Origin of the sequence: Flavobacterium sp. ZT3R18, from assembly GCF_007097385.1 — a bacterium.
In the GTDB taxonomy this organism is placed as follows: Bacteria; Bacteroidota; Bacteroidia; order Flavobacteriales; family Flavobacteriaceae; genus Flavobacterium.
Genome location: NZ_VJZS01000002.1, coordinates 260,958 through 287,207, shown reverse-complemented (window position 1 = coordinate 287,207; position 26,250 = coordinate 260,958). Strand labels below are relative to the sequence as shown.

At 32.9% G+C, this 26,250-nt stretch carries 22 protein-coding genes; 3 read left to right on the top strand and 19 right to left on the bottom strand.

From position 1 onward, the window contains the following. Positions 1-172 precede the first annotated feature (172 nt). The 8 genes from pgi to uvrC form a co-directional block, all read right to left on the bottom strand. On the bottom strand, positions 173-1,816 hold the full coding sequence (gene pgi, locus FNW52_RS03825; RefSeq protein WP_143376139.1) for a glucose-6-phosphate isomerase: 1,644 nt from the start codon (positions 1,814-1,816) through the stop codon (positions 173-175). Positions 1,817-2,201: 385 nt separating this feature from the next. Continuing rightward, positions 2,202-3,422, bottom strand: a complete 1,221-nt coding sequence (locus tag FNW52_RS03820) for a peptidoglycan DD-metalloendopeptidase family protein (RefSeq protein WP_143376138.1) — start codon at positions 3,420-3,422, stop codon at positions 2,202-2,204. A 25-nt stretch (positions 3,423-3,447) separates the two neighbouring features. Continuing rightward, positions 3,448-4,380 (bottom strand): tryptophan 2,3-dioxygenase family protein, encoded by a 933-nt coding sequence (locus tag FNW52_RS03815; protein ID WP_143376137.1) that lies wholly within the window; start codon positions 4,378-4,380, stop codon positions 3,448-3,450. Beyond that, positions 4,377-5,150, bottom strand: a complete 774-nt coding sequence (locus FNW52_RS03810; RefSeq protein WP_143376136.1) for a DUF3108 domain-containing protein — start codon at positions 5,148-5,150, stop codon at positions 4,377-4,379. The genes FNW52_RS03815 and FNW52_RS03810 overlap by 4 nt, the downstream gene beginning before the upstream one ends. Before the next feature lie 283 nt (positions 5,151-5,433). Further along, positions 5,434-6,594, bottom strand: coding sequence for a 4-hydroxyphenylpyruvate dioxygenase (gene hppD, locus FNW52_RS03805; protein WP_143376135.1), 1,161 nt, complete (start codon positions 6,592-6,594; stop codon positions 5,434-5,436). Positions 6,595-6,853: 259 nt separating this feature from the next. Further along, complete coding sequence (locus tag FNW52_RS03800; protein WP_143376134.1) at positions 6,854-8,011, bottom strand: homogentisate 1,2-dioxygenase; 1,158 nt, start codon at positions 8,009-8,011, stop codon at positions 6,854-6,856. A gap of 283 nt (positions 8,012-8,294) precedes the next feature. Next, the gene (locus FNW52_RS03795; RefSeq protein WP_143376133.1) at positions 8,295-10,490 is read right to left on the bottom strand and encodes a patatin-like phospholipase family protein; all 2,196 of its coding nucleotides are present in this window, start codon (positions 10,488-10,490) and stop codon (positions 8,295-8,297) included. Between the two features lie 169 nt (positions 10,491-10,659). Next, positions 10,660-12,456 carry an excinuclease ABC subunit UvrC gene (gene uvrC, locus FNW52_RS03790; protein ID WP_143376132.1) on the bottom strand — a complete coding sequence of 599 codons (1,797 nt, stop codon included), beginning with the start codon at positions 12,454-12,456 and terminating at the stop codon, positions 10,660-10,662. A 163-nt stretch (positions 12,457-12,619) separates the two neighbouring features. Between uvrC and FNW52_RS03785 the strand changes: the two genes are divergently transcribed. The 3 genes from FNW52_RS03785 to FNW52_RS03775 all read left to right on the top strand — a co-directional run bounded on the left by FNW52_RS03785 (position 12,620) and on the right by FNW52_RS03775 (position 15,477). Further along, positions 12,620-13,597 carry a succinylglutamate desuccinylase/aspartoacylase family protein gene (locus FNW52_RS03785; protein WP_143376131.1) on the top strand — a complete coding sequence of 326 codons (978 nt, stop codon included), beginning with the start codon at positions 12,620-12,622 and terminating at the stop codon, positions 13,595-13,597. A gap of 85 nt (positions 13,598-13,682) precedes the next feature. Beyond that, positions 13,683-14,945, top strand: coding sequence for a pyridoxal-dependent decarboxylase (locus FNW52_RS03780; RefSeq protein ID WP_143376130.1), 1,263 nt, complete (start codon positions 13,683-13,685; stop codon positions 14,943-14,945). Then, complete coding sequence (locus tag FNW52_RS03775; protein ID WP_143376129.1) at positions 14,914-15,477, top strand: 5-formyltetrahydrofolate cyclo-ligase; 564 nt, start codon at positions 14,914-14,916, stop codon at positions 15,475-15,477. The genes FNW52_RS03780 and FNW52_RS03775 overlap by 32 nt, the downstream gene beginning before the upstream one ends. A gap of 23 nt (positions 15,478-15,500) precedes the next feature. On the opposite strand, the gene FNW52_RS03770 is transcribed toward FNW52_RS03775, so the two are convergent. The 11 genes from FNW52_RS03770 to FNW52_RS03715 form a co-directional block, all read right to left on the bottom strand. Then, complete coding sequence (locus FNW52_RS03770) at positions 15,501-15,917, bottom strand: hypothetical protein (RefSeq protein WP_143376128.1); 417 nt, start codon at positions 15,915-15,917, stop codon at positions 15,501-15,503. Next, the gene (locus FNW52_RS03765) at positions 15,917-17,224 is read right to left on the bottom strand and encodes a phosphatase PAP2 family protein (protein WP_221933379.1); all 1,308 of its coding nucleotides are present in this window, start codon (positions 17,222-17,224) and stop codon (positions 15,917-15,919) included. Before FNW52_RS03765 ends, FNW52_RS03770 begins: the two co-directional genes overlap by 1 nt. 132 nt (positions 17,225-17,356) lie before the next feature. Beyond that, positions 17,357-17,557, bottom strand: a complete 201-nt coding sequence (locus FNW52_RS03760) for a hypothetical protein (RefSeq protein WP_143376126.1) — start codon at positions 17,555-17,557, stop codon at positions 17,357-17,359. A gap of 394 nt (positions 17,558-17,951) precedes the next feature. Beyond that, positions 17,952-19,331, bottom strand: coding sequence for a hypothetical protein (locus FNW52_RS03750; RefSeq protein WP_143376124.1), 1,380 nt, complete (start codon positions 19,329-19,331; stop codon positions 17,952-17,954). A 162-nt stretch (positions 19,332-19,493) separates the two neighbouring features. Further along, positions 19,494-20,753 carry a PQQ-binding-like beta-propeller repeat protein gene (locus tag FNW52_RS03745; RefSeq protein ID WP_143376123.1) on the bottom strand — a complete coding sequence of 420 codons (1,260 nt, stop codon included), beginning with the start codon at positions 20,751-20,753 and terminating at the stop codon, positions 19,494-19,496. A gap of 688 nt (positions 20,754-21,441) precedes the next feature. After that, positions 21,442-21,861, bottom strand: a complete 420-nt coding sequence (locus tag FNW52_RS03740) for a lysozyme inhibitor LprI family protein (protein WP_185965914.1) — start codon at positions 21,859-21,861, stop codon at positions 21,442-21,444. A 310-nt stretch (positions 21,862-22,171) separates the two neighbouring features. Next, the gene (locus tag FNW52_RS03735; RefSeq protein WP_143376121.1) at positions 22,172-22,930 is read right to left on the bottom strand and encodes a hypothetical protein; all 759 of its coding nucleotides are present in this window, start codon (positions 22,928-22,930) and stop codon (positions 22,172-22,174) included. Between the two features lie 40 nt (positions 22,931-22,970). After that, positions 22,971-23,774, bottom strand: a complete 804-nt coding sequence (locus tag FNW52_RS03730) for a hypothetical protein (RefSeq protein WP_143376120.1) — start codon at positions 23,772-23,774, stop codon at positions 22,971-22,973. A gap of 94 nt (positions 23,775-23,868) precedes the next feature. Continuing rightward, positions 23,869-24,669 (bottom strand): hypothetical protein, encoded by an 801-nt coding sequence (locus tag FNW52_RS03725; protein ID WP_143376119.1) that lies wholly within the window; start codon positions 24,667-24,669, stop codon positions 23,869-23,871. Between the two features lie 60 nt (positions 24,670-24,729). Further along, entirely contained in the window at positions 24,730-25,479 is a 750-nt protein-coding gene (locus FNW52_RS03720; RefSeq protein WP_143376118.1) for a hypothetical protein, read from the bottom strand. 404 nt (positions 25,480-25,883) lie between these two features. Beyond that, on the bottom strand, positions 25,884-26,192 hold the full coding sequence (locus FNW52_RS03715) for a hypothetical protein (protein WP_143376117.1): 309 nt from the start codon (positions 26,190-26,192) through the stop codon (positions 25,884-25,886). Positions 26,193-26,250: the final 58 nt, after the last annotated feature.

The window sequence follows — 26,250 nt, the reverse complement described above, 5'->3', positions numbered from 1 at the left end:
AAGAATATAATAATTCGAAAATCCAAAATAATAGTTTTATTTTGGATTTATGAAAAATTTATGCTTTTTTATTTATAAAAAAAGCCCTGATTATCATAAATCAGGGCTTCTCAATTATTATACCAAAACCATTGGACTATAATAATTAATGGTATTATTTACAAAAAGTTAACTATTTGTTTTCTAAGAAATGATTCAGTAAAAATTTAGTAGAACTATCGTGGGTTGCAACTTGTTTTGTGTTGATCTCTTCCAATATAGAATTAGCCAATTGTTTTCCGAGTTCTACTCCCCATTGATCAAAACTAAAGATGTTCCAGATGATCCCTTGCACAAAAATTTTATGTTCGTACATGGCTATCAAAGACCCCAAAGATTTAGGTGTTAATTTTTGAATCAATATTGTATTGGTTGGTTTGTTACCGCTAAACACTTTAAAAGGCAAAAGTACACTTGCTTTTTTGGCACTAAGACCTTGCTTGTCAAATTCTGCCTGTACTTGCTCTTGAGATTTACCATTCATCAAGGCTTCGGTTTGAGCAAAAAAGTTAGACATCAATTTATCATGATGATCTTCGTCCCCGTATAATGGTTTTACGAATCCAATGAAATCAGAAGGAATCAATTTGGTTCCTTGGTGGATTAACTGAAAAAAGGCGTGTTGGGCATTGGTACCTGGCTCTCCCCAAATAATAGTTCCCGTTTCATAATTTACTGGTTTCCCATCACGACCTACACTTTTACCGTTACTCTCCATAGTTCCTTGTTGCAAGTAAGGCGCTAGCTTTTGTAAATATTGTGTGTACGGAATCAAAGCTTCACTTTCGGCACCAAAAAAGTTATTGTACCAAACGCTCAATAAGGCTAAGGTTACAGGAATGTTTTTGTCAAAATCGGCAGTTCTAAAGTGCTCATCCATTTCATTGGCACCACTTAATAAGTCATCGAAATTATCAAAACCAACGGCAAGACTTATAGATAGCCCAACTGCACTCCACAACGAGAAACGACCTCCAACCCAGTCCCACATCGGAAATACATTGTCTGGATTGATCCCAAATTCTGTTACTTTTTGAATATTGGTTGAAACCGCCACAAAATGTTTGGCTACATCTTCTTGACTAGCCGTTTTTAAAAACCAAGCTTTGATGGTTTCCGAATTCGTTAAGGTTTCTTGAGTGGTAAAGGTTTTAGAAACGATTACAAATAAGGTAGTCTCTGGATTCAGCTTTTTGATAATCTCATTTACGTGATCTCCATCTACATTCGATGCGAAATGTACATTCAAATGATTTTTATAAAACTGTAAAGCTTCAACCGCCATTACAGGTCCTAAGTCAGAACCACCTATCCCTATATTTACAACATCTGTAAATGGTTTTCCGGTATATCCTGTTCTTTGCCCTGAAGTTACTTCGCTTGTAAACGATTTAACTTTGTTCTTTACGGCATATACTTCTGGCATTACATTGATGCCATCTACATTGATTACAGCCGATTCTTGAGCGCGTAAAGCCGTATGCAAAACCGCTCTATTCTCGGTTTGATTGATAATTGCTCCACCAAAATAATCGGAAATAGCATCTTTCAAACCCGTTTCGTTTGCTAATTCCAGTAACAAATCAATAGTTTCCTGATTGATTCTGTTTTTGGAATAATCAACCAAAAAATCATTCCATTTTAAATGAAATTTTTCGGTTCTTGAAGTATCGGCTTGAAACATTGCTGTCATCGAAGCCTTTTGCATTTCAGTATAGTGCGCCTGAAGTTTTTTCCAAGCAGATGTTTCCGTTGGGTTTATTGTGTTTAAAGCCATTTAATTTTAGTTTTTTAAATTGCCCAAATTTACTGAAATAAGTTTGAATGGACTAAAATCAGTTTATTATATAACAATTTAATGGCAAAACAGGAAAATAAAAACCCCTATTCTAAAATCAGCGACGTCAATTTTTAACCATATAAGACATATAAGTTAAAAACACTCCCGACTCCCCAAGCGTATGGTTTGCGACGAAAAAGCTTACCATATAAGGAATGTAAGAACAGATAAGTGATTGCTTTTTCATCTAGCTTAAATGACCTTATATTTCTTATATGGTTAAAATTAAATGCTGTTTATTTCATTATAAATCACCAACATTAGAATTTATCGATACCGAAAATCTGCAATCCAAAATCGTTAATCAACAATCTTAAATCTTTTAAAGATTAGAAACGCTATCTAATTCAAATTTCAAAGGCTCGATTTGTTTTGAAAATCGTTCTTTATTTTTCCCGTTCATTGGTTCTCCGTTGGGTAATTTTAATCGTAAAGCATCTACTTGGACTCCATTTTTCCAGAAACGATAGCATACATGCGGCCCAGTAGCTAATCCTGTACTTCCTACTAATCCAATGGTTTGCCCTTGATTGACATGTTGCCCGCGTCTTACTAGTATTCGGGACATGTGTAAATATTGAGTAGAATAAGTACTGTTATGCTTCACCTTAACAAAGTTTCCGTTTCCTGCTGTATAGCCTGTTTGTTCAACTGTTCCGGCAGCTGTTGTAGAAATAGGCGTTCCATAAGGTGCCGCATAATCGGTTCCTTTGTGCGCTTTCCATATTTGCTGCACGGGATGAAAACGGTTTGAAGTAAAATGAGAGGTAATACGACTAAATTTGATCGGGGTTTTAAGAAAGAAATTTTTTAACGTTTTTCCTTCTTCATCGTAGTACTCTATTTTACCAGAACCTTGATTTTGTTCAAATGGAAAAGCATAAATGATCTTGCCTTTATATTCAAAAAAAGCCGCTTCGAGACTATCAACTCCATCGTAAATAGAATCATTGATGTATCTTTCGGTAAAAGTCAATCCAAACCGATCTCCTTTTTTTAGTTTAAAGAAATCGACAGACCACGCAAATATTTTTGAAATTTTACTCGCCAATGCCCCTTCTACTTTTGCCGATTCTAGCGTTTCGGACAAAGATCCTTTTAACACACCGCCAATCGTTCTTCGTTTTAAAGTTAAAGGCTTCGTTTTCTTGTGAGCAACTGCTATAGAATCACGTAAATCAACGACATAATAATGCAACGCATCTGGTTGATAAATAAAAACGTCAAGTTTATGGGTTTTGCTTTTGCATCTAAGTAGTGTATAAGGCTTGTTTATTCTAATGGTGCGCACGTCAAAAGTATCTTTTACCTGCCCAACAATGTCATACACTTTTTTGTCACCAATGTTTTGTTTTTGGATAATACTCCCGAAAGTGTCCCCTGATTTTATGGTGTCATTAACCACGTTATAATCAGACAAAGTAAATCCAAAGTCACTGATTTTTGACTGTTTTTTTACTGCCACATCTCCTAGGGTATCTTCACTCCTATTACAGGACCATAAAGAAAACAATACTGCTAAAATTATAATGACTTGTTTCAAACTACCTCTTTATTATATATCTATTTTATTTTTCTATTCCCCAATTGACCAATTCCTCTTCGCTCCATAATTCTGGAAAGAAAATCCTTCTTTGGTATCTTGGGTGCATGTATTTTTTCCAATCGCTTCCTCCAGTCGCTTCGCCATCACCTTTTCCATTGTCAATGTATTTTCTGGCCGCATTGAGATGCCCCATAACCCATGTAATGTTTACGGTATGATCGTAATGACGCATCGCTTTTACCAACTCCGGTTTTTTTTGATCTGATTCCGGTAATTGCTTGAATTTTTGCCAAAGATTTATAGTGTTGTATTCCTTCATCTGTGTTATAAATGCCGCTTTGTATTTGCGTTCAAACTCTAACAACAAATAGGATTTTTCACCCGTTTGATGATCTTTCCCAGCTGCTTGCCAATACATATGGTCTAAAGCGTGCTCATAAGGTGTGTTTCTATCAATAGTCGCTCGAAAACGGTAATCGATCAGATTGATTAAATCCGTCGAGGCGATCTCTATCATTCTGTATTGTGCACTTTGAAAACCACTTGCTGGAGTCAGTGTGTTTCTAAATTTCATGTATTGCTCTACTTCCATTCCGTCACCCATGATATCAAATGATGTGGTAAGCATATCAAAGTAACGGCTAATTCTCATTAACCTTTCGGTAAAAAAATCGGCAGTCAGAGATTCAGCATACGAGATTTGATGCATCTCCCAAAGGATCATTTTAAAAAGCAATTCATTGACTTGGTGGTACATGATAAAAACCATTTCGTCAGGTAGCGTCGTTCTTTGAATTTGTAAATTCAACAAAGCATCCGTTTGAATGTAATCCCAATAGGTTATTGGTTTTGACCAAAGCAGCCCTTCAAGATGAGTCTCTGTTTTTTGGTTTATGGCTTGGTATTTTTGATCAATCTCATTTAAAATTGATGCTGTGGTATCGTTTATTGTCATTTTAATTTTAATTTAAACGGATGTTGCAATCCTCTGTAATCTTCCAAATCTGCCTTTAGCGATCCTACCAAAAGGTTTGCTTTTATTCGGACAGGTATCTTATTATAGTCATCTGAAATCCAAATTGTTAAACTTTCTTTTTCTTTGAATATTCGCCCAGATTGCACCAAAGGCCTAAAGATCATTGCAGAAACAACGCCAAATTTAGTTGTAATATCCTCTCTTCCTATGAATTTTAACTTAAATTTTGTAGTCTCATCATCAAAAAACATATCAATAGTAACGGATTCTCCAGGTTTGATTTTATTGATGTTGGGGTAATTCCTTAAATAATAGAAAGAGGACAAAATATCTTGGGTATTCTTAGAAAAACCAAACGTTTTTTCGGTCTTGTGTTTGTAATCTTTTATTGTTATTTTATTCGATCTTTGATCAAAGAATCCTTCTTGATTTTTAGTATAACCACCTTCATCTATCTTTCGAACAAATCTATAAGGATTTCTGCTGTCCTTGTCAATATAACTTTCATACAGATCTTCGACTTTAAAAAAGAATTTAGTCATTCCTGTAGAATAGCCTTTACCAATAACATGATAGACGGATTGGTCATTTAGGGTAGCTTCCTTTACTTCGATTGTAGCGTAACCCGCAATTATTATTCCGTAATGCACTTTGAATTTTAGAAACTCCCCAGCAGAATAAGCCTCTTCTTTTTGTGTGTCAAAGCCAAAGGTTACCAGCAATAACAAGAAAATTGCAATTTTTTTCATTGGTTAGAAATTCATTAAAATTAAAACATCCTCAAATGTATTAAAACAAAAAAACTCAGTCAAATTAATGACTGAGTTTTTATGCTATTAACTAACCAAAAAACTATAAATTATGAAAATTTATATGAAACTAAGAAGGAAACCACCCCCTCTCAATTTGCGACTACAAAGGTATTGTATAAACCAAGGTTTTCTTAGTGAAAATTCGAGTTTAACACAACATTTGCAGTTTTAAGTGTTAATTAACTATTATTTTTTTTGATAATGCAAAAATAATTAAATTTTACAACGTTCCTCGTAATTGCTGCTCGCGCTCTATTGACTCAAAAAGCGCTTTGAAGTTTCCTGCACCAAAACCTTTGGCTCCCATCCTTTGAATAATCTCAAAAAACAAAGTAGGTCTATCTTGTACTGGCTTCGTAAAAATTTGCAATAAATAACCATCTTCATCGGCATCTACCATAATGGCTAGTTTTTCTATTTCGGCCAAATCCTCTTTCATCATGTCCATGTGCACGCCTAATCGCTCTGGAATAGCTTCATAATAGGCATGTGGTGGTGCCGATAAAAATTCTACTCCTCTTGCTTTTAACTGAGATACTGTTTTTATAACATCATCGGTTGCAATGGCAATATGCTGAATTCCTGGTCCGCCGTAAAAATCTAAGTACTCTTCGATTTGTGATTTTTTCTTACCTTCGGCTGGTTCGTTGATAGGAAATTTGATTCTTCCGTTTCCGTTTGACATTACTTTACTCATCAAAGCAGAGTATTCAGTGTTGATTTGTTTATCATCAAAAGACAAGAAATTTACAAATCCCATTACGTCTTCATAAAACTTAACCCAAGTATTCATTTCGTTCCAACCCACATTTCCAACCATATGATCTATGTATTTAAGACCGGTTGGTTCCGGATTATAATCGGATTTCCACTCCTTATAACCTGGTAAGAAAACACCTTTGTAATTTTTTCGTTCCACAAAAATGTGAACTGTTTCTCCGTAAGTATAAATTCCAGAACGAACTACTTCTCCAAATTCATCTTGCTCCACTGTTGGTTCCATAAAAGAACGAGCACCACGTTTCATAGTTTCTTCATAAGCACTTCTTGCATCTTCAACCCAAAGTGCGGCTACTTTTACTCCATCTCCATGTTTTTTCAGATGATCGTGAAGAGGAGAATCTTGTGTTAAGGGAGTGGTTAAAACAATTCGGATTTTGTCTTGTTTTAACACATAAGAGGTTCTGTCTTTTACTCCTGTTTCTAATCCGGCATAGGCCAATGATTGATAACCAAAAGCGGTTTTATAATAATGCGCCGATTGTTTTGCGTTACCTACGTAGAATTCGACATAATCGGTTCCTAAAAGAGGAAGGAAATCTTGTGCTCCTTCAAATATTTTCTCTAATCCGTATTCTACTGATTTTACTTCTTTTGCCATTGTGTTTATTTTTTAATTCGGATTTTTTTGATTCCGAAAATGTTATTGATTGTACTAAAGCCCTGCTAACTCACTGTCATTAAGTTAAGGATAAAATGATTGCTGATTTTTGATTAACGCTTTTTGATTTTAGATGTTACCGATCCTATAAAATTGACAATCTTACATTGAGTAACTCCAAATCTGAAATCGTTAATCTTCAATCTAAAATTTCTTAACTTAATGATATTGCCAGATAACTATCGTTCCTCGCAATGACCTAGTCTACCCAAGATTTATAATATTGTCCATCGTCTATTCCCATCGCTTCTTCGGTAACCATAAGCGGACGGAAGGTATCAACCATTACTGCCAATTCCAACGTTTCTTTGTGTCCGATACTACGCTCCATAGCTCCTGGGGCGGGACCGTGCGGAATTCCTTTGGGGTGTAAGGTAATATGTCCTTGCTCAATATTATTGCGACTCATGAAATCACCATCTACATAATACAACACTTCATCACTATCTATATTGCTGTGATTGTACGGTGCGGGAATGGCTTTTGGATGGTAATCGTACAATCTTGGCACGAAAGAACAAATTACAAAAGTGCTTGTTTCGAATGTTTGATGAATAGGCGGTGGCAAATGCACACGTCCTGTAATGGGTTCGAAGTTGTGAATACTGAAACCGTACGGAAAATTGTAACCGTCCCAACCTACTACGTCAAAAGGATGGGTGGCATAAACCACTTCATGCATCATACCTTCCTTTTTCATTTTGATGACAAAATCACCTTTTTCGTCATGGGACTCTAGTTCGTTTGGCAAAATGAAATCACGTTCGCAAAATGGCGAGTGTTCTAAGTGTTGTCCTGACTCATTTTTATAGCGTTTTGGAGTATAAAAAGGCGCATAGGATTCTACATAAAACAAGCGATTTTCTTCGGTTTCAAACTCGATTTGATAAATGATTCCGCGTGGTATAATCAAATAATCCCCATACACGAAAGGAATATTCCCCAACATGGTGCGAAGTTTTCCTTTGCCTTTGTGAATGAAAATCATTTCATCGGCGTCGGCATTTTTATAGAAATAAGCCGTCAGTGATTTTCTGGGCGCTGCCAATCCTATGATGCAATCTTTATTGATTAACATGGCTTTACGACTGTCTAAGAAATCATCTTCGGGTTTTAATTCGAAACCTTTTAACAACAATGACTTTATATTCTTGCCAATTGCAATTTTAGGTTCTACCGAATAGGATTTTAGAATTTCTTTGACCTGTGTGGGTCTGTGAATGTGATAAGACAACGAAGAATGTCCGTAAAACCCCTCTGTTCCAAAGAGTTGTTCATAATAAAACCCTCCATTAGGCTTTTCGAATTGGGTGTGTCTTTTTTGAGGGAAATTCCCTAGTTTGTGATATATCGGCATGATTTTTAAAAAATTAGATTTTGAACAATTAGCAACAACCCTAACTAATTTCATCTTTATTATTGCAAAAGATAAAATAATAGAAAATCAATACTCAGCACTCTATATTAAGAAAAGTGCAACAATCCTAGTATCAGATTCAATGGTTAATGCTCTACTTGATTAATTGACACAATTAATCACTCCGGATTTCTCTTGATTAAGAATTGAAGATACTCTAATAAACCTATCCAATTTGTTTTCATCATTACAAATGTCGTAATTTTTATTTAATATACTACTATTAGAATAAAAAACCAACAGTAAACCAAAGATGGGAACCTTTTGTTTCTGGAGACCAAGAATATTTTACCTCAACGGGACCTATAATAGTTTCTAAACCATACCCAAGTGCATAGCCCGAATATTTAGGCAATGAAAACCAATCTAATGAATCATAAAGATCATCTTCCAAATTAGCATAGTTAGCCGAAAAATTGATATGATTCTTCTTGAAAATTTCATAATCCACTGTAATGGTTGACTCTAAATAACTATTTGCAGCAAGGCTCAAAAAATTATAACCATAAAAATACTTGAAATAATTAGTAGTATAGAATCCGTAACCCCCCAAAACAAAATCGAAATAAGGCACGCTCCTACTTCCTATTGATGCCCCAGCTTCGGCCTGAAGCTTAATTGTCGTTTTATCAAAAATGGTTTTGGCAATACCCGCCTCTGCACTTAGTATCGAAAAGGGCTCAAAATTTGAGGAATCATCCGATGAATACATGTAGAATTGAGGGTTTCCAGAAAAATACCATCCGCTTTTAGGGAAATATTTATTATCATACGAGTCGTATTTTATATACCCAAATAGACTGGAATACGTATTATTGGTAATATTGGAATCAACACCCAATGTTTCCGAAGCTATTTTAAGATATTCAAACTCTGCACCAACCCCTATGAGAAATTTTTGAGCAAATATGGATTGAATATAGACTTGATTAGACCAGTTAGAATAATCAATGTTTATGAAATTTGAATCATGGGTATTGCGTCTAAAAATACTACTTGGAATGTTTTCGTTAAACTGATTGAATTGCGACTTAAAACCATAACTGAGTCGAAAACCGTTATCGATATAATAGTCAAAATAATACCTTACATTATCTCCTAAAGCTAAATCTGCTGATAAAAAATCATTCTTTAAAAAAGTTTTTTTATTCGTTATGTTAACCAACACGGCACTTTTGTACAAACCGTCATAATGCAATCCAAACTTCAAATTAGTTTTAACGGGACTCTCAGTCAAATTAAGAATCAAATCATCCTGTTCACCATTTTTATCAAAATAATAACTCACAGCACTAAAATTCTGGGTCCCATTGAGGTTATTCACTCCTGATTCTAAATCTTTAAAACTTATTTTTGTCTCTGGTTTAATTCGTAATTTTCCAATGATATAATCTCTGGAATAATTTTCTAATTCATTAATTTTAATGGAAGCAATGCTCAAACTATCTGTTTCTAAACGCAACTCCGATTTATGGTAAGGTTCCGATTTGTCCGCTAAAAGGGCAATTTTTTCATAAACTGCAAATGTGGCATCTTCACCTTTTTTTACAATTTCTGAAGCTTTATCAAAAGACACCACTCCGTAATTTACAATGTTAGGCTTTATATAAATATTGGTTTTTTCAGCATTTATTTTCATTTTCTCAATCATTTGCAGATTGGTGATTTGAAAGAAAATTTTAGTGGCGCTTTTTAGTTGATCTTTGTTTAGCAAACCATTTTGAACATCTACTCCAATAATAATATCTGCCCCCAGTTTTTTAACTTCCTCTATTGGATAATTATTGATTACTCCTCCATCAATAATCAAATTTCCATCAATAACAACTGGCGAAAAAACAGAGGGCAACGAGGAACTCCCCGCCAAAGCCTGGGCTAGGATTCCTTTGTCAAAAACCACTTGTTCCCCCAAAGCAATATTAGTCCCTATACACAAAAAAGGAATTTGCAAAGCATTAAAATCTCGAATATGTCTAACGGGTAATGTCAACCTACTCAACAAATTGAAGTTATACATCCCTTTAGACAATGCTTCGGGTGAACCTATTCTAAATTTATTAAAAGGAAGTATAAGTGCATACAATTCATCATTCCTTTTTTCATAAAAGTTTTTAGAGGATCTGGGTATAAAATCATTAAGGATGTTACTAAAATTGGTTACCCGTATTATAGAATCTATTTGTTTGGCATTGTATCCCATGGCATAAAGCCCCCCAATAACAGCTCCCATACTAGTCCCACCAATATAATCTACCTTTATTCCTGCTTCCTCGAGTACTTTTAAAACACCTATGTGGGCAAACCCTTTTGCTCCACCTCCACTCAACACCAATCCTATTTTAGGTCTTCTTGGCGCATCTTGAGAAAATGCATTCAAACAAGTAAAAAACATAAGAAGTAACAGTACAGTCTTATTCATGAAAATCGATTTGTTTTATTTTATTACAACAGGCTTGCTTTACTAAAATTATTATATGACTATCCCCTTGGCTACGGAATTAAAAAAATTACCATATAAGAAATATAATGCTGTTTATTTTAGAACATAGCCTTTTTTGTTAGGCAAGATTACGGACAAGCATAAATCATTATTCTACCACTTTGTAAAAGTCGGTAATTTTTTTGGCTTTTGACACTCCTACAACATCAGAAATTTCTTTTTCCGTAGCTAATTTCAATCTTTTAACACTTTTGAAATGTTGTATTAACGCTAACATCGTTTTTTCTCCAATTCCAGGAATACTTTCTATAGAAGAATTTAGCGCCGCTTTACTCCTTTTGTCTCGGTGAAACGTAATCCCAAAACGGTGTGCTTCGTTCCGTAATTGCTGAATCACTTTTAAGGTTTCCGACTTTTTATCCAAGTACAACGGAATAGAATCCCCAGGATAAAACAATTCTTCGAGTCTTTTGGCAATTCCTATAATGGCAATCTTTCCCCGTAACCCCAAGGCATCTATACTTTTTAAGGCCGATGATAATTGTCCTTTTCCTCCGTCTATGATAATTAAATTGGGCAAAGGTTCATTTTCATCCAATAGCCTTTTATAACGGCGATAGACTATTTCTTCCATCGAAGCAAAATCGTCTGGACCCACCACCGTTTTGACATTAAAATGCCTGTAATCTTTCTTACTTGGTTTTCCATCTTTGAACACCACACAAGCGGCAACAGGGTTTGTACCTTGAATATTCGAATTATCAAAACACTCTATATGTCTTGGCTCTACCGGTAATCGCAAATCGCTTTTCATTTGGGCCATTATTCTATTGGTATGGCGATCTGGATCTACAATTTGTAATTGTTTGAGTTGTTCTATTCTATAAAACTTGGCATTTCGAATCGATAAGTCTAATATTTGTTTTTTGTCCCCCAATTGTGGCACCGTAATTTTTATCATTGGTCCCAAATCTACTTCAAACGGCACAATCACTTCCTTAGACAATAACTGAAAACGTTCCCGTAATTCTATTATTGCTAGTTCCAGTAATTCTTCATCGCTTTCTTCGAGTTTCTTTTTGATTTCCATCGTATGGGAACGAATAATAGATCCATGCGAAATTTGCAAAAAATTGATAAAAGCCGCACTTTCATCCGAAACAATAGAGAAGACATCAATATTGGTAATTTTTGGATTTACAATCGTAGAACGTGATTGATAATTTTCCAGAACTTCTATCTTTTCTTTGATTTTTTGCGCTTCTTCAAAATGCATGTCTTGTGCCAAACTGGTCATGAGTCGCTTAAAATCTTTCATGCTTTCTTTAAAATTTCCCTTTAGAATTTCCCGAATCGCATCGACTTGTTTTTGATAATGCTCTAATGTTTCAAATCCTTCACATGGGCCTTTGCAATTGCCAATATGGTATTCTAAACACACTTTGAATTTCCCGCTATCGATGTTGCTTTTACTCAAATCATAATTGCAAGTTCTCAAAGGATAAAGCTCTTTTATTAAATCCAGAATCGTATGAACGGTCTTAAAACTCGTATAGGGACCAAAATATTCCGACCCGTCTTTGACCATTCTACGGGTAGCAAAAATTCGAGAAAAAGGTTCTTTCTTGATACACAACCAAGGATAACTTTTGTCATCCCTCAACAACACATTATATCTGGGCTGCAACGTTTTTATGAGGTTGTTTTCTAATAATAATGCATCCGTTTCTGTAGGGACAACGATGTGTTTTATGGTTACAATTTTCTTAACCAGCACATTGGTTTTGGCCGTATCATGAATTTTATTGAAGTACGAAGAGACTCTTTTTTTTAGATTCTTGGCTTTACCCACATATAATATTTTCCCTTCCTTGTCGTAATATTGATATACACCAGGACTATCGGGTAGGGTTTGGATTTGCAGGGCTAAATTAGGGTTGGTCATTGGGATTTAAGAATGCAGATTAATGATTTCAGATTTAAACACAGAAAACACAAATCGTCACAGATTTTTTGTTTTTCAAATTTACGAATAACATTGACGCAAACCAAAATGAATTTTTTTATACCAAATAAATAATTTCTATATTTAGATTTTATTTCTAAACATGAAAAACACAAAACCAATGGTCATTTTTGGCGAAAGTATTTTGCCCGGCGAAAGCAAAACCATTCAATTAGAAATTGCCCGATTGCACACCACCACCAAACTGACTATTCCTATTATTGTAAAACGGTCTAAAATTGAGGGACCGGTGGTACTTTTTTCGGGAGGCATTCATGGCGATGAATTTAACGGTATAGAAATCGTTCGTCAACTCATTAGCAAAAAAATAAACAAACCCAAAAGAGGCACTATCATTTGTATTCCCATTATTAACATATACGGATTTATCAATCGGTCCAGGGATTTTCCGGATGGCAGGGATTTGAATCGCGTATTTCCCGGAAGCAAAAAAGGCTCGTTGGCCAGCCGTTTTGCCTACCACATCATGACCGATATTATTCCAATTGTAAATTACGCCATCGATTTTCATGCAGGAGGAGCAAGCCGGTTTAACGTTCCTCAAATTAGGCTTTCGCCAAATAACCCCGAAACACAACAACTGGCAGATGCTTTTAACGCTCCATTTACACTATTCTCAAAAAACATATCCGGTTCTTTTAGAAACTCTTGTGAAAAATTGAATGTAAAAATGCTGCTGTTTGAAGGGGGAAAATCATTAGATATCAATGAAAAAGTAGCTCAGGAAGGCATCAATGGAGTCAAACGATTTTTAGACTATTTAGACATGTTAGATCCCAAACAAATTATTGAAAAACAAAAAAAGCCAACAATCTATATTGAAAAATCAGGTTGGCTGAGGGCCAAATGTTCGGGTTTGTTAATCGATAATAATTTCGTGGGACAATTTGTAAAAAAAGGAACCGTATTGGGTATGATTACAGATCCTTTTGGGAAATTTGAACGAAAAATTAAAGCCCCAAACGATGGTTATGTCATCAATGCCAACCACTCTCCTATTGTCTATCAAGGAGATGCTATTTACCACCTCTCGAATACTACAGAAGAAGGCGAAGAATAGATCCTAATAATCAAAAAACCAAAACCTAACAATTATCATATTTTTTAAAAATCTTTACCTGTATTTTTGAGAAAAAATAGATAATATGTTGTATTGGAAAAAGTTATCCCAAAAAGAGAGACAAGAACGCATTCAAAAAGCGTTAACCGAAAATGTAAATTTTACTTTGGATACTTCTTTAGGATATCCTGCCTCAAAACTGGACGGAAAAGTGTATAATGGTGAAGCCTCATTCTTGGTAGACGCCCCTACTTTACAAACCTATGTGGCCAATCCCAATCATATTGGTTGCCACACGCTGGGTACCTCCGAGAAAGCTTTTAAAGGCACGCAGGAAATGGAACGTGAAGTGTTAAATGTGCTTGCCGTGGATGTTTTTAAAGCAGAACCCAATTCTTTTGATGGTTATATCGCTCCCGGCGGAACCGAAGCCAACATTCAAGCCATTTGGATGTATCGCAATTACTTTTGTTATAAGCTCAACGCAAAACCACATGAAATTGCCATATTAGCATCAGAAGATACACATTACTCCATCCCAAAAGCATCCAATTTATTAATGCTGGATTGGTTGAAAATTCCAGTAGATTTTAAAACACGAGAGATTGATATTTTCTCATTAGAAAACATAGTCCTTCAGGCTAAAGAAAACGGAAAAAAATATTTTATTGTCGTATGCAATATGGGAACCACCATGTTTGGAGCCATAGACAATCCGAATGATTATATTCAGGTCTTAGAAAAACACAAACTACTCTATAAAATACATATTGATGCTGCTTATGGTGGCTTTATATATCCTTTTAGCAACAAAGACAGTGATCTCAATTTCGAAAATTCAAAAATTAGTTCGATCACTATCGATGCCCACAAAATGCTGCAAGCTCCTTATGGCACCGGTGTTTTTCTATGCCGAAAAGGATTAATCGAAAACGTGTTGACCAAAGAAGCCGAATACGTAGAAGGAATGGATTTAACCCTTTGTGGTAGTCGTTCCGGATCTAATGCCGTTGCGGTTTGGATGATTTTGTTTACCTACGGTCCTTTTGGTTGGTGCGAAAAAGTACGTGTTTTACAAATGAGAACTCAGTGGTTGTGTGATCAATTGGATGCTTTGGAAGTCGCTTATTTTAGAGAACCGTTTATGAATATTGTAACCATTCAAGCGCAATTTATAGAAGAATCATTGGTCAAAAAATTTGATTTGGTTCCCCAAAAACACCATGGTGATAATTCATGGTATAAAATTGTGATCATGGATCATGTAGAAGTAGATCATTTGAGTACTTTTATAACCGATCTAAAAGAATCACTTTATGTTGAAAAAAATAGTACGAACGAAATATAAAGCATTGCGTTCCCAACTCACCGAGATAGAAATCGAAGAAAAGAGTTTGGCTATTGCCAATAAAATCCTAAAGCTACCTATTTGGGAGAAAACCTATTTCCATATCTTCTTGCCCATTACAGAACACAAAGAAGTCGATACCGAATTTATATTACACGTTTTATCTGGAAAAGATAAAGAAATTGTGGTTTCAAAAAGCGATTTCAAAACTAGGGATATGACCCATTTTCTTTTGACGGATAATACTCGAATACAAAAAAATGAATACAATATTCCTGAACCTGTTGATGGTCTGGAAGTACCTGCAACAAAAATTGATGTTGTTTTTGTACCGCTTTTGGCTTTCGACAAAAAAGGGCATCGGGTGGGTTATGGCAAAGGTTTTTATGACAAATTCTTATCCGAATGCAAACCCGAAACCATCAAAATTGGTCTTTCTTTCTTTGAACCCGAAGAATTAATTTCGGATGTTTTTGAGGGTGATGTGATGCTGGATTATTGTATTACGCCAAGTGGGGTTTATGAGTTTTAGTTCCCCTTAATTCATTATATATTCTAAAATAAAAACAATACAATCACTCCACTATAGCATAATAAATGCAAAACCAATAAAACAAGAAACCCTTTTACCAGTTTATAGCAGGATTTAATTCGGACTTGTATTGTTTTACCCTGTATGTTTTTACGGAATAAACGTATAACAATTTGATCGACATCAGAAAGCGACAGTTTTTTGTTCCCAAGACTTTTCAACAATCGACTGTCAAAATACAAATGCCAAGATCTAAACCCAAAAAGCAAACCAGTCAATAAAAAAAACATGAAAAATCCTTTTTCAAATGTACTCAAAGTGTGATTTTGAAGCATCATAAAAGTAGTGGGAATTGTAATGAATAATACAACCCCGAGAAGACTAACTCCTTTTAAAGCAACAGCCGCTACTTGACATTCTTTACAATCTTGTTCTGACATTAGTTCCTGTTTTTACAATAGATTTCCAGTAATTCTTTATGATTACCCGACAAATTAAATTGATAATTATTATCCTCAAAAAAAGCAAAACCCTCTTCTACTGACTTTACCTTATGGGTATATAACAACCAAGCAAAAACCAGTGTTGCGCTACGCGACATTCCTAATGCACAATGAATAAAAACAGTCTTATTATTTTGCATTAATTCATCCAATTTTTTTACTCCTAAATGCAGTTCATCAATTGTAGGTGTTGCCAAATCAATAAGTGGGTAACTTATGTAATTTTGAGTATTGTGACTCAATTTTTTATACTCTGAACATACATCAAAAACGGCATGATAATTATGTACTTTTGTCATCCAAAAAGCTCCTAAATACAATTTGTTAGTTATTTTTTGAGGAGATTGATAGGACTTGAAAAACACATTTCTAACCAATCGAGACATCCAACGGTATGGAAAAAACAAAATATTGGCTGCAAAAGTAAAAGAACCGTTTTCTTTTTTTTGAAAAATAACAGCTCCCAAACCAAAATATCCAAGTCCTATAACAAGAAGAGAAACACCAATCCAAATAAAAATAAGTGCAATAGCAATAGGAAACAGAAATGCCAAAATAAAAAACAAAACCCCAGCAGTTGAATATATCAAAGCCAATCGCTTTGATTTTATTTTTCCCCATTTCCAGCAATGAACTTTTGACAAAGGAAACAAATAACAAATTATTAAACCTGTCAAAAATCCTGCGGGTATGTCAATAAAATGATGCTGAAAGGTAGTCAAAACCGAAATGCCAATTAGAAAACACCAAACATTCCATAGTACTTTTCCAGTTTTATTAAAATGAGGCAAATAGATTCTCCATAAAATAACCAACAAAATAATATGTAATGAGGGCGATTGATTAAACGGCTTGTCAAATCCCATTAAAGCATCAAATAACGATTTCCAAATCCCAAAACATTCAGGTTTTGGAGTAGAAAAAGTTAACGGAAATGAGCAAAAAAACAATACTGCAACAGGAGTAGCCACCAACAGTCGCAAAGCATGCTGTCGTTGAGCAAACTTTGTCATTGGCAAAAACAAAGACAGTCCATACAGCAAATCGATGCTCCAATAAGGCAGTATTGTTGATGGCAAAAAGGGGATGTATTTTTCCCAATTATATACAATTTCACCAACACTTTCTTTGGGCAATAAAGCAGCATAGCCATTTGCCCAACCATACAAAATAAAAAATAAGGGTGCTAATACTAGCAACCAAAGAAACCCGTTACGCCATTGTATTTTGTTCTGTTGTGTCATATACTTAAGGTCTAATTTATGGTATCTAAAAATTGTTTGGATTGTCTTTTTTTTGAATGTCATATTATTATAACATTTCAAAAGTCTGTAATCATGTGATAAATCATAAATAGTTTTTCATTGTTTTAAATATTAAGGAAATTCTGCTCCTGAAGCAAATGCAAGAGCCAATAAAATCAAAACAAAAAGCAAAAACAAAATTGGCACGGCTAAAGCAAAAGTTATGACTGAATACTTTTTGTCGTATTTCGATTTAAAAATTCTCTTTATTAAATTGTCAATTCCATACCATACAAGCACGAAAAGAGGAATTGATAAGATTGGAAAAAACATTAACATAGATTTTTTATGAATTGGAGAAAAAAAATAATTATAATTATTGGAGGGATAAGAATTGCAGTCAGCAGTTTTATCCACAGTTTTTGGCTTGACATGAGAACTAAAATGATTCCAATTAGTGCCATAAGGAAAATTAGAGAATCTAAAACAATTCCACCTAAACAACCGAAAATGATTAGCAAAAATCCAAAAACGTAAAAATACTTTTTCATTTTAAATATAGTTTTATATGACATTTCATAAAGCTTATTCTGACGTTTTGGAACGAGGTAAAAGAAAATATTACTGGGATTATAGAACATTTGCCAAAAACATTGAAAATAATATAAAATGATGCGGTTAGTTATGAATGTCAACAGGCAAATTCAAGACATATAATCGAAAATCATTAAATTTTAGGAAAATAAGTATATTCGATCTTAACATTAGAATTTTCTTTGTTTTCTATTAATTCATAGGAACTTAATAAATTCTGATCATTCAAATGAAAAACACTAAACAATTTAAAATCGTCTTTTACATTTTCTTGTTCTGTAGTAGAGTAATATTTTTCAAATAACTTATCTCCTTTTTTTACCAATTTAGTTTTTCTGTAATCCATCACTTCACCATTTTGAAAAGAGGTGTTTTTGGTTACAAAAGGAAAGATGTCTTTATTACTACTGCATTCTGTAGACCAAATACTATTGTTAAGATATTTGGTAATACAATTGTTTTCAATTTTTTCTTCTCCGAAAAGATTTAAAAAGGGATAAGTATCTTCTGTTCTTAAAAGATATTGCTTTTTAAGAAGTGAATTGTTTTCAAGCCAAAATATTATTACTTCAGTAGCATTTTCTAGATTTCTGAAAAAAATCATTTTATTATCATCATAATTAACATCTCTACATAAATCTCCATTTATAGTTTTTATAAGAATTCCGTTTTTATAAATATAATTAGTACCTTCCCGTTCAATCCCTTCACTATCGTAATTTTTACTTAAAATGGGTTGTTGGTTTTTGTTGAAAACAGTATTTTTTAAAAATATTTTTTTTCCACTTTTTTCTATGAAATAAACTTCAATACTTTTCAAATTTTCAACACTTTTCAAATTTTTAATACATTGTTTGGATAGAGATGAATCTTTATCTTCACTGTATGGCATAGGCACTATTAAATCATTTAGAAAGGCATACATTATTTCTTTTGACTTTTCAGTAATGTTATCTGCCTTAATCAAAGAAGCAATTTCCTTTTTATATTTAGGAGTATTTACAACGTAAGATGATTCTTTATCTACACCCATTTGTTTCGCTACAAATTCAGTAGCATAATAAGCTGTCTCCTTAGATTGCACTTTGTGTTTTAGATTTCCACTCCAATAAACAAATCCCTGATAGGAATTTCCAGAACCACTCACATCTAATGTTTGCTTATTTCCAAAAATGATATAACTTAATCTATTTAATTTTACTATTCGCATGGCATCTTTTCCAAAGTTTTGGATTATTTCTTTCTCTTCATTAAAACAATAACTTTCATCTGAAGCAGATTGGCTAGCATCAATTATAATTAAGCAGGGTTTTCCTGCCGGTATATATATGGTATCAATCTCAACTTGATTCACTGGTTGAACAATATATACATCTTCGTCATCTGTAGTTCCCTTAATAGTTTCTTGTTCGACTTTTTTTATTGTTCTTTTGTATTTTTGGGTTTTTGCTTTTTGTGAAAATCCTGAAAAAGTAATTATCAGGATAAACATAAAGCTTAATAATTGTTTCATTTAATGTGTTTATTGTTAATCAATTCTGATTGCTTTCTAGTAAATGCTCTAGCACAGTATTTGTTTCCCATTACGTGTAAATTGTATCAGTCAAATTCTCCATATTCACCTTTGTTTTTTATGGCACAAGCCTGTAAACTAATACCAAAGTAGATAAGTCATTTATTCAATCTGCATATATGGGTTTGTATATTCATCCTCGGGCTTATAGTTAATTCCTTTATAAACAACAGTTTCATTTTTTAGTGTTTTGTCGAGTTTATATAAAACTCCATCCTTACGCAAATAATAATAAAAATCATTGGTAACTTTTATTCCTCCAATGATTTCGTTGGTAAAAAAAAACTTTTTCCTCTTTATAGTTCCATCATTTGAATTATATACCACTATGCATGAAGAGGAGTTTGCGACAACTTCCTCATCTAGTATTTGCAATGATTTTAACACGTGAACATTTTCATTCATTATACTATCGAAATCCTCAATGTTTTTTATATTCTTTTTTACCTCAGCCACATCATCTGGTGAATTCAAATCAAGAGTTGGTATAGTTGTTAACCATTTCATTTCTCCATTTTTTTTATCAATACCAATAATATGTTTCGCATCTCCCGAAACAATCAATTTTTTTCCCGCTGTAAGGTTCGCTAGTATTTGAATATTAGCATCTATTGTCTTATTAACTTTAGCATACTCATCATATTCCGTGTCGCTTATATATTTGTTTACTTCGAATTGCCACTTAATGTTTAATTCTTCATCAAAACAAAATGCATTCCCTTTTTCATCCACAACAAAAATTTCACCATCACTTACAACTGGCTCCTGTGGTAGTGGCTGCACAAACTCTAACCTTGTAATCCATTCTCCATTTTTTGCATTTATGGCACAGAGATTGTAGCCGGCGTTGACAATTATTCTATCTTTAATAATAGCAGGTGAAACAAATACATTGGTTTTTATACCATCATATACCCAGTTTGGTTGCATTGTATTTAAATTAACGGACTTTACTTTTCCATTTAAATTACAAAAGATAAAAGCATTCTCATATACAAGGGGGTATTGAGCAAACATAAAAAGTGATGAATTCTCATTCATAGGCTCATTCTCTTGATATTGTTTTATGATATCACCTGTCTGTTTATTAAATATAATTATTTGTCCATTTTCATACGATTTTATTATTGTGTTGTTATTAATTTTAAAGTATGAATCACTTCTTGTATCTTCTATATTTTTTATGTTTTGCCAATTGCACTTTCCTGTTAATAAATCTATGCTATAAAGGTTTCCGTTATTTGTTGTGAGAAATAATGTAGATTTTTTGGGAATGTCTTTTTTTGGAATGTCTTTTTTATTGCAAGAAAATACAGATATGGAAAGAATTATAATTATTATTTTTAATAATGATTTGTTCATGATGGTTAGAGGATAAAAATGATATTAAGTGTTTATATAAACTTTTTCTATAGCTGACAAAATTTGGACATCAATATTTTGGCATTGGTATTTTTTACCAATGCAAATATTAAAAAGGGCAGTAAAAATTTAGTTTCCATTTTGCATTGATTTTATTTTCATAATAATATTCTAATTAATACCTGACATCCCTTTAAATATTTATTCGTTTTAAGTTTTCATATTCATTATGCAGATTATCCCTCTGATATTAGGATTTAACAAATCCGTACTGTTATTACGAGCGGGCATTGACACTTATTTTAAATATCCTTCGATTCCATCCTTGTCATTGTTGCTCTGCAACAAAATAAATTATAATTGGTCTTTTGTCCTTTCTGTATAATAAACAGTGAGCATTAAAGTTGTTGATTTTACTTTTGGCATTAATTGTAATTTTTTTCTGTTTTCAATTTCAACATTCAATTTTTTTTTTTTGTACAAAAAAAGGCTTTATTCCCGATTTTTCAAAATATCAGTCAGAAGAAAATATTTACAATTTTGTTCAGCAAATATAGATAAATAATCACAAGGAAAGGATTTTCTTATTTTAAAGACCAAAGAAAATGCAGGGACTCCCCGATCAAATGTGTTTTTCTAGTTTAGAAGACGCCATAAGCCCAATCTTATCAAACATCTATATACAGGTTTAATAATCGAGAATTTCGTAGTATTGTATCAATTGTAGTGCTCTGGATTTTACTATTTCAGTTTTTTGATTTTCGGCAATAGAATACCACATTGTTCCTTCCTTTACTTCATAATAAAACTTTGAAATAAATGAAAATTCTTTGTCCCGATAAGTAATCCATTGTTTTTGAGACTCTCTGAGTATTTCAAATTTCTCTTTAGCAAGTTTGGCTTTTAAAAGATTGTAATATTTATTCAATTCTTTATCCCAAGCTTCGCACGCTTTAATTGAACAATTACACATTTCGGCATTTGAAATATTTTCTTTTTTAAGACACTTTGATTCCTGCACATCAATTGAATGTTCTTTTTTATTTTTTGTTTGTGAAAAAACAGCAAATGACAAACAGCTGAAAATTATTAAAAAAGTTTTTTTCATATGTAGATAATATTTGTTTTTAAAGGAATATGGTATCGCCAGATCTTCATTGGTGTTTGCGACAGCTTCTGTCATGGCGATTTCATATGTAGATAATATTGTTTTTGTTGGAATATGGTATCACCAGATCTTCATTGGTCTTTGCGACAGCTTTTGTCATGGCAATTTCATAGTTTCGAATTTAAGGTTGGAATAAACAATAAGCCTCGGTTAAGCACTAACTTTTCAAGCTTAAAACCATCTTTAAATGATGCCTGAATCCCCAATCTTGCCAAACTGTGGCTATAGGCGGTAGTTATTTCATAACATATTATTCTTCTGAAACATCAAGCTCGTCAAAATCTTTAATTTCAGATAATTTGGTTAGTTTACTTGCGTTAATTCTTGCCACGGTTTCCTTAAAAACTTCATCGCCTCCTTCTTCTATATTTTCGTTAGTGTTTTCTTTAAATATCTTCTTTTTGGTCAAATAATTAATGCTTGTTTCACTATTAACTATTGGGCCGGTAGTACTGCTGTCATCATAACCTATAAGTTCAAAATCTGCATTTTTAAATCTAAATGTATAACACCAATAGCCATATCTACCGTGAGAATAACGTACGTATAAATTCCCCTTGCTGACTTCAATATCTAGTTCTGGAGCATAATAAGCACCACCATCCTCATTTTCAGACGAAAAACAATCATAATTTTTGATTGCCAATTCATAATTTCCATTTATTCTAAACAAAACAATAATACCTCTTCGATTACGGTCTAACTCACCACGATATTCGTCATTAATGATGTTGTTTCTATCTGTGCCTTTAATAACTAGAATGCAATCTTCTATACCGTCTTTATTCAGATCTCCATAAATTTTATCAAATATGATGTAGCCTTTAGGCAAAAATGAGGTTATATTTTTGTGTCTTTCTCTTATAGCAGTAACTTTTTCAGGTTCTTTCTTTTCGCCTTCTGAAATTTCTTTCGTTGAACTTGCTACTTTATTGTTTTTTGGGCCATTACAACTATAATTCCCTGATAATATCATAATTACTCCTATAAAAAACAGATATTTATTCATGATTTTTTTTTATTTAATGTTCTGGTGCGATTGGCAAAAATTATTTTAATTCCTTGTATTTTGTTTCTTCGTCAAATCTATTTTGATTTGCTATAATTGAATTTTCTAAGTTGTCTTTGAAGCTTGATTTTAAATTATACGAACCATAACCTTCCTGATAGCTTACTTTTATTCCCAATATGAGAGAATCATTGATTACTTTCACATTATAGATTTTCTCGAACGAACCGTCATCGTGTACAAGATTTGCAAACTTTATTGTTGAATTGTTTTCCTGATTTTTAGGGGCTGTTATAGTTGAATATTTTTCATTCTTTTTGTCTAATAGGATTAAATAGCTAAAATCATCACAACCTGTTAAGCCATTATCATCGGAGGCACCCATCTCAAAATTAGTAATTGGAAAGATTGAAAACGCTTTATTTTTTTCATTTTGAAAATCTATTTTTTCTGCTTTATTTATTTCGTACACATCTTGGCCAAAAAGTATATATTCCTTTTGCTTATAACCAATCTTTAAGAAATTAGACTTTAAACAATAATCTTTACTTTTATCGATATTAAAAAGCGTAATACTTTTTTCTGAAATTTGAACTTTTGAAATTTCGTCAATTTCAAGTTTTCCGATTTCTTTAAAATTTTCATCAAAAAATTTTATGCTTCCAATCAATAATATTCCCTCTTTTGAGTATTTTTCAAAATTAGTTTTAGCAACTTCTTTTTTCTCTTGGAGATTGTTTGATGTGTCTGTTTTAATTTGAGAAATTTTATCTGAATTTGATTCTGTTTTACTTCCGCAACTCATTATAAATAAGGCTGGTAAAAGGAGTAATGTTTTTTTCATTTTATCGATTTAGTTTTTGTGGTGACACGAATATAAATGCGGAAACTTATCATCGTCCCACCTGATGCGAAACCCTAGCTGTTTGCTGCTGTTCTTATTCTAACTTTGTTTTGAAGTATTTATACATCTTTATCAATTTCCCTTCTTCATGTATTTCTTCAGACCCTTTCAGATATATTATATAGTCTCCAACCCATTTGATTTCTTCAATCGCAAAATCATTAGAATGATAACTTGCAAATTCTCTTAAAAAATGTTGTGGATCCGATTTTGTACTAACTTTCAAAATTCCAATATCACAATTTTTGTTTTCATAGGGAGAGTTATAATAATAAATTAAGAATTCCGTGTTTTTTGAAGGTATAGGTAATTCAACACTTCCATCGCCAAATGAATTAATATTATACTTGAAATCGGTTTGATTGTTTAATAACATTAATTCTCCAAATCCTGAATACTCAGAAGTAGAATTGTTGGTTATTGCATAACAATCTAAATTTGAACAAAATCCTAAGAACTCACTCCCATTCCAACTTTCCACTCCGCCATAATCTTTATATATCTTTAATTTATGATTTTGTTTCTGTGTTTTCAAATAAAAGTAATTGCCGATTTTTTTGACCTTTGTCTTCTTCCAAACTTCTATAGTTGAGTATTTTAAATATTCATTTTCAGAAATTGTATCAAACTTTAATTTTGGAAGGTTGTCGAAAGAACCAATATTAATTATTTTGTTATCATTTCTTATTGTGTCTGCGGACTGAGCTATGTTACTTTCAGAAGTATCATTTTTCATTAAAACTGATTCCCTTTGATTCTTTGCTTTTGGCTTATTTGATTTTTCTTTGCAAGAAAGCATAGAAAACGTAATTAATATGCATAATACTTTTTTCATAATTGATAGTTTATCAGTATAGTAACCAACTGATCTGTTGGCTGTTGTTGTATTGTTTGTCTAAAAGTCCCTGTTGACAAATTGACTCACAACAATATTGTTCTTAATTGTCCAAACTACATTATAAGCACCTGCCGCATCTCCATTTGACATTACTAGAAACATTGTGTTGTAATCACTAAGCGCAACAAGCATGTTGTTTGACGAAGGACTAAACAGACCTACTAATGAGTTTACAGGAAACTGGTATTCTTTATCTTTGTACGCTATTATTATTGATTTTATTTCTTCTAAATCTTCGGGAAGGATTCCATCAATTCCAAATGGTTCTTCATTATTTATTTTTGAAATAAAACCACCTTTGTCTTTACTAATCTTATTTTCTTTTGGTATAAATTTCCCTGTTTTAATTAAAATATTGATTGTATCATTTTTAAATTCAATCCTATTTTTTACTACTGTTTTTTTTAATTGAGCTAATTTATCCAAATACAGGATCCTACTTTGATGAATATATCCTGTCGCTTCATCTATCATTTTGTTTGTCAATCCCTTTTTATGTTTTCGATCTCCATACGATACATAAATCCACTCTTTTGCATCAGTAACTCCAAATTGATTTTCATCTTCAAAAACCTGATTACTGACCAGTTTATCAATTACTTTTCCTTTTGGGGTACCATTGTCTCTCACATTTACAAATCCATCTTTGTCTTTAATAATTGCAAATGGAGCAATATATTGCGCATTGGAAACAGACCAAATAAATGAAAAAACAAGCCCGAGACTTAATTGTAAATTTAATTTCATGATACTGTTGTGCTAAACCGTTGTTTTATTTTTCTTTTATTTTCCAAATTATACTTTCCAGTGTGAATCTTTTCAATTCAGGAATAAGTTTATAGTTTAATGTGCATCCTTTGAAGCAATTTTCATTTAATTCATTTCTGTCTCCAACAATATCATCAGTAATTACGATATAGTTGTTCAGCGAAATTTTATAAATAGACATCACCAAAAACCATAAATAACTCCCCACTCTCCGAAATCTTCTAGAAGATAAAATAGTATTAGAAGTACACGCTGTGCGAAGTCTCCCGAATTGGCACCAGTTCTACTATGCTTTTTATTACTTTTAAACCTTTTACTTTTATGTCTGTTTTACCTATAGTTTCACTACGAGGTCGGGAAACTTAGCAAAGCGGGGAGTTTTTTTATCCTCCCACATACTGCATAAAATATCCTCCGAAAACTATCACGAGTAACAAAATTGAAAAAATAAATACAAAACTTCTATTTCGTTCTTTTATTTTACTTTGCTTGTTGAACTTGTATAATTCATAAGAAAAAACACCTATACTGGCAATTGCCAATAACAATATCAATCTGAAAAAACAAACATCACCTTCATTACAGAATCCTCTGCCTTCTGCTCTTGCTTTTTCCAGTGAGTAAACGCTGATATAATAAATTATAACTACACCTAAAATAAGTATTGTTATTCTTGTAAATATATATTTCATAGTTTGAATTTTAATTTTCTTGAATAAAGAATTCCTCTAAACTTTGCTCGCCTGACGC

What these genes read in the sequence shown, in the direction of transcription:
- pgi (WP_143376139.1), bottom strand. Translation starts at nt 1,816, where the DNA reads ATGGCTTTAAACACAATAAACCCAACGGAAACATCTGCTTGGAAAAAA.
- FNW52_RS03815 (WP_143376137.1), bottom strand. Translation starts at nt 4,380, where the DNA reads ATGACAATAAACGATACCACAGCATCAATTTTAAATGAGATTGATCAA.
- FNW52_RS03810 (WP_143376136.1), bottom strand. Translation starts at nt 5,150, where the DNA reads ATGAAAAAAATTGCAATTTTCTTGTTATTGCTGGTAACCTTTGGCTTT.
- hppD (WP_143376135.1), bottom strand. Translation starts at nt 6,594, where the DNA reads ATGGCAAAAGAAGTAAAATCAGTAGAATACGGATTAGAGAAAATATTT.
- FNW52_RS03800 (WP_143376134.1), bottom strand. Translation starts at nt 8,011, where the DNA reads ATGCCGATATATCACAAACTAGGGAATTTCCCTCAAAAAAGACACACC.
- FNW52_RS03795 (WP_143376133.1), bottom strand. Translation starts at nt 10,490, where the DNA reads ATGAATAAGACTGTACTGTTACTTCTTATGTTTTTTACTTGTTTGAAT.
- uvrC (WP_143376132.1), bottom strand. Translation starts at nt 12,456, where the DNA reads ATGACCAACCCTAATTTAGCCCTGCAAATCCAAACCCTACCCGATAGT.
- FNW52_RS03785 (WP_143376131.1), top strand. Translation starts at nt 12,620, where the DNA reads ATGAAAAACACAAAACCAATGGTCATTTTTGGCGAAAGTATTTTGCCC.
- FNW52_RS03780 (WP_143376130.1), top strand. Translation starts at nt 13,683, where the DNA reads ATGTTGTATTGGAAAAAGTTATCCCAAAAAGAGAGACAAGAACGCATT.
- FNW52_RS03775 (WP_143376129.1), top strand. Translation starts at nt 14,914, where the DNA reads ATGTTGAAAAAAATAGTACGAACGAAATATAAAGCATTGCGTTCCCAA.
- FNW52_RS03770 (WP_143376128.1), bottom strand. Translation starts at nt 15,917, where the DNA reads ATGTCAGAACAAGATTGTAAAGAATGTCAAGTAGCGGCTGTTGCTTTA.
- FNW52_RS03765 (WP_221933379.1), bottom strand. Translation starts at nt 17,224, where the DNA reads ATGACACAACAGAACAAAATACAATGGCGTAACGGGTTTCTTTGGTTG.
- FNW52_RS03760 (WP_143376126.1), bottom strand. Translation starts at nt 17,557, where the DNA reads ATGTTTTTTCCAATCTTATCAATTCCTCTTTTCGTGCTTGTATGGTAT.
- FNW52_RS03750 (WP_143376124.1), bottom strand. Translation starts at nt 19,331, where the DNA reads ATGAAACAATTATTAAGCTTTATGTTTATCCTGATAATTACTTTTTCA.
- FNW52_RS03745 (WP_143376123.1), bottom strand. Translation starts at nt 20,753, where the DNA reads ATGAACAAATCATTATTAAAAATAATAATTATAATTCTTTCCATATCT.
- FNW52_RS03740 (WP_185965914.1), bottom strand. Translation starts at nt 21,861, where the DNA reads ATGAAAAAAACTTTTTTAATAATTTTCAGCTGTTTGTCATTTGCTGTT.
- FNW52_RS03735 (WP_143376121.1), bottom strand. Translation starts at nt 22,930, where the DNA reads ATGAATAAATATCTGTTTTTTATAGGAGTAATTATGATATTATCAGGG.
- FNW52_RS03730 (WP_143376120.1), bottom strand. Translation starts at nt 23,774, where the DNA reads ATGAAAAAAACATTACTCCTTTTACCAGCCTTATTTATAATGAGTTGC.
- FNW52_RS03725 (WP_143376119.1), bottom strand. Translation starts at nt 24,669, where the DNA reads ATGAAAAAAGTATTATGCATATTAATTACGTTTTCTATGCTTTCTTGC.
- FNW52_RS03720 (WP_143376118.1), bottom strand. Translation starts at nt 25,479, where the DNA reads ATGAAATTAAATTTACAATTAAGTCTCGGGCTTGTTTTTTCATTTATT.
- FNW52_RS03715 (WP_143376117.1), bottom strand. Translation starts at nt 26,192, where the DNA reads ATGAAATATATATTTACAAGAATAACAATACTTATTTTAGGTGTAGTT.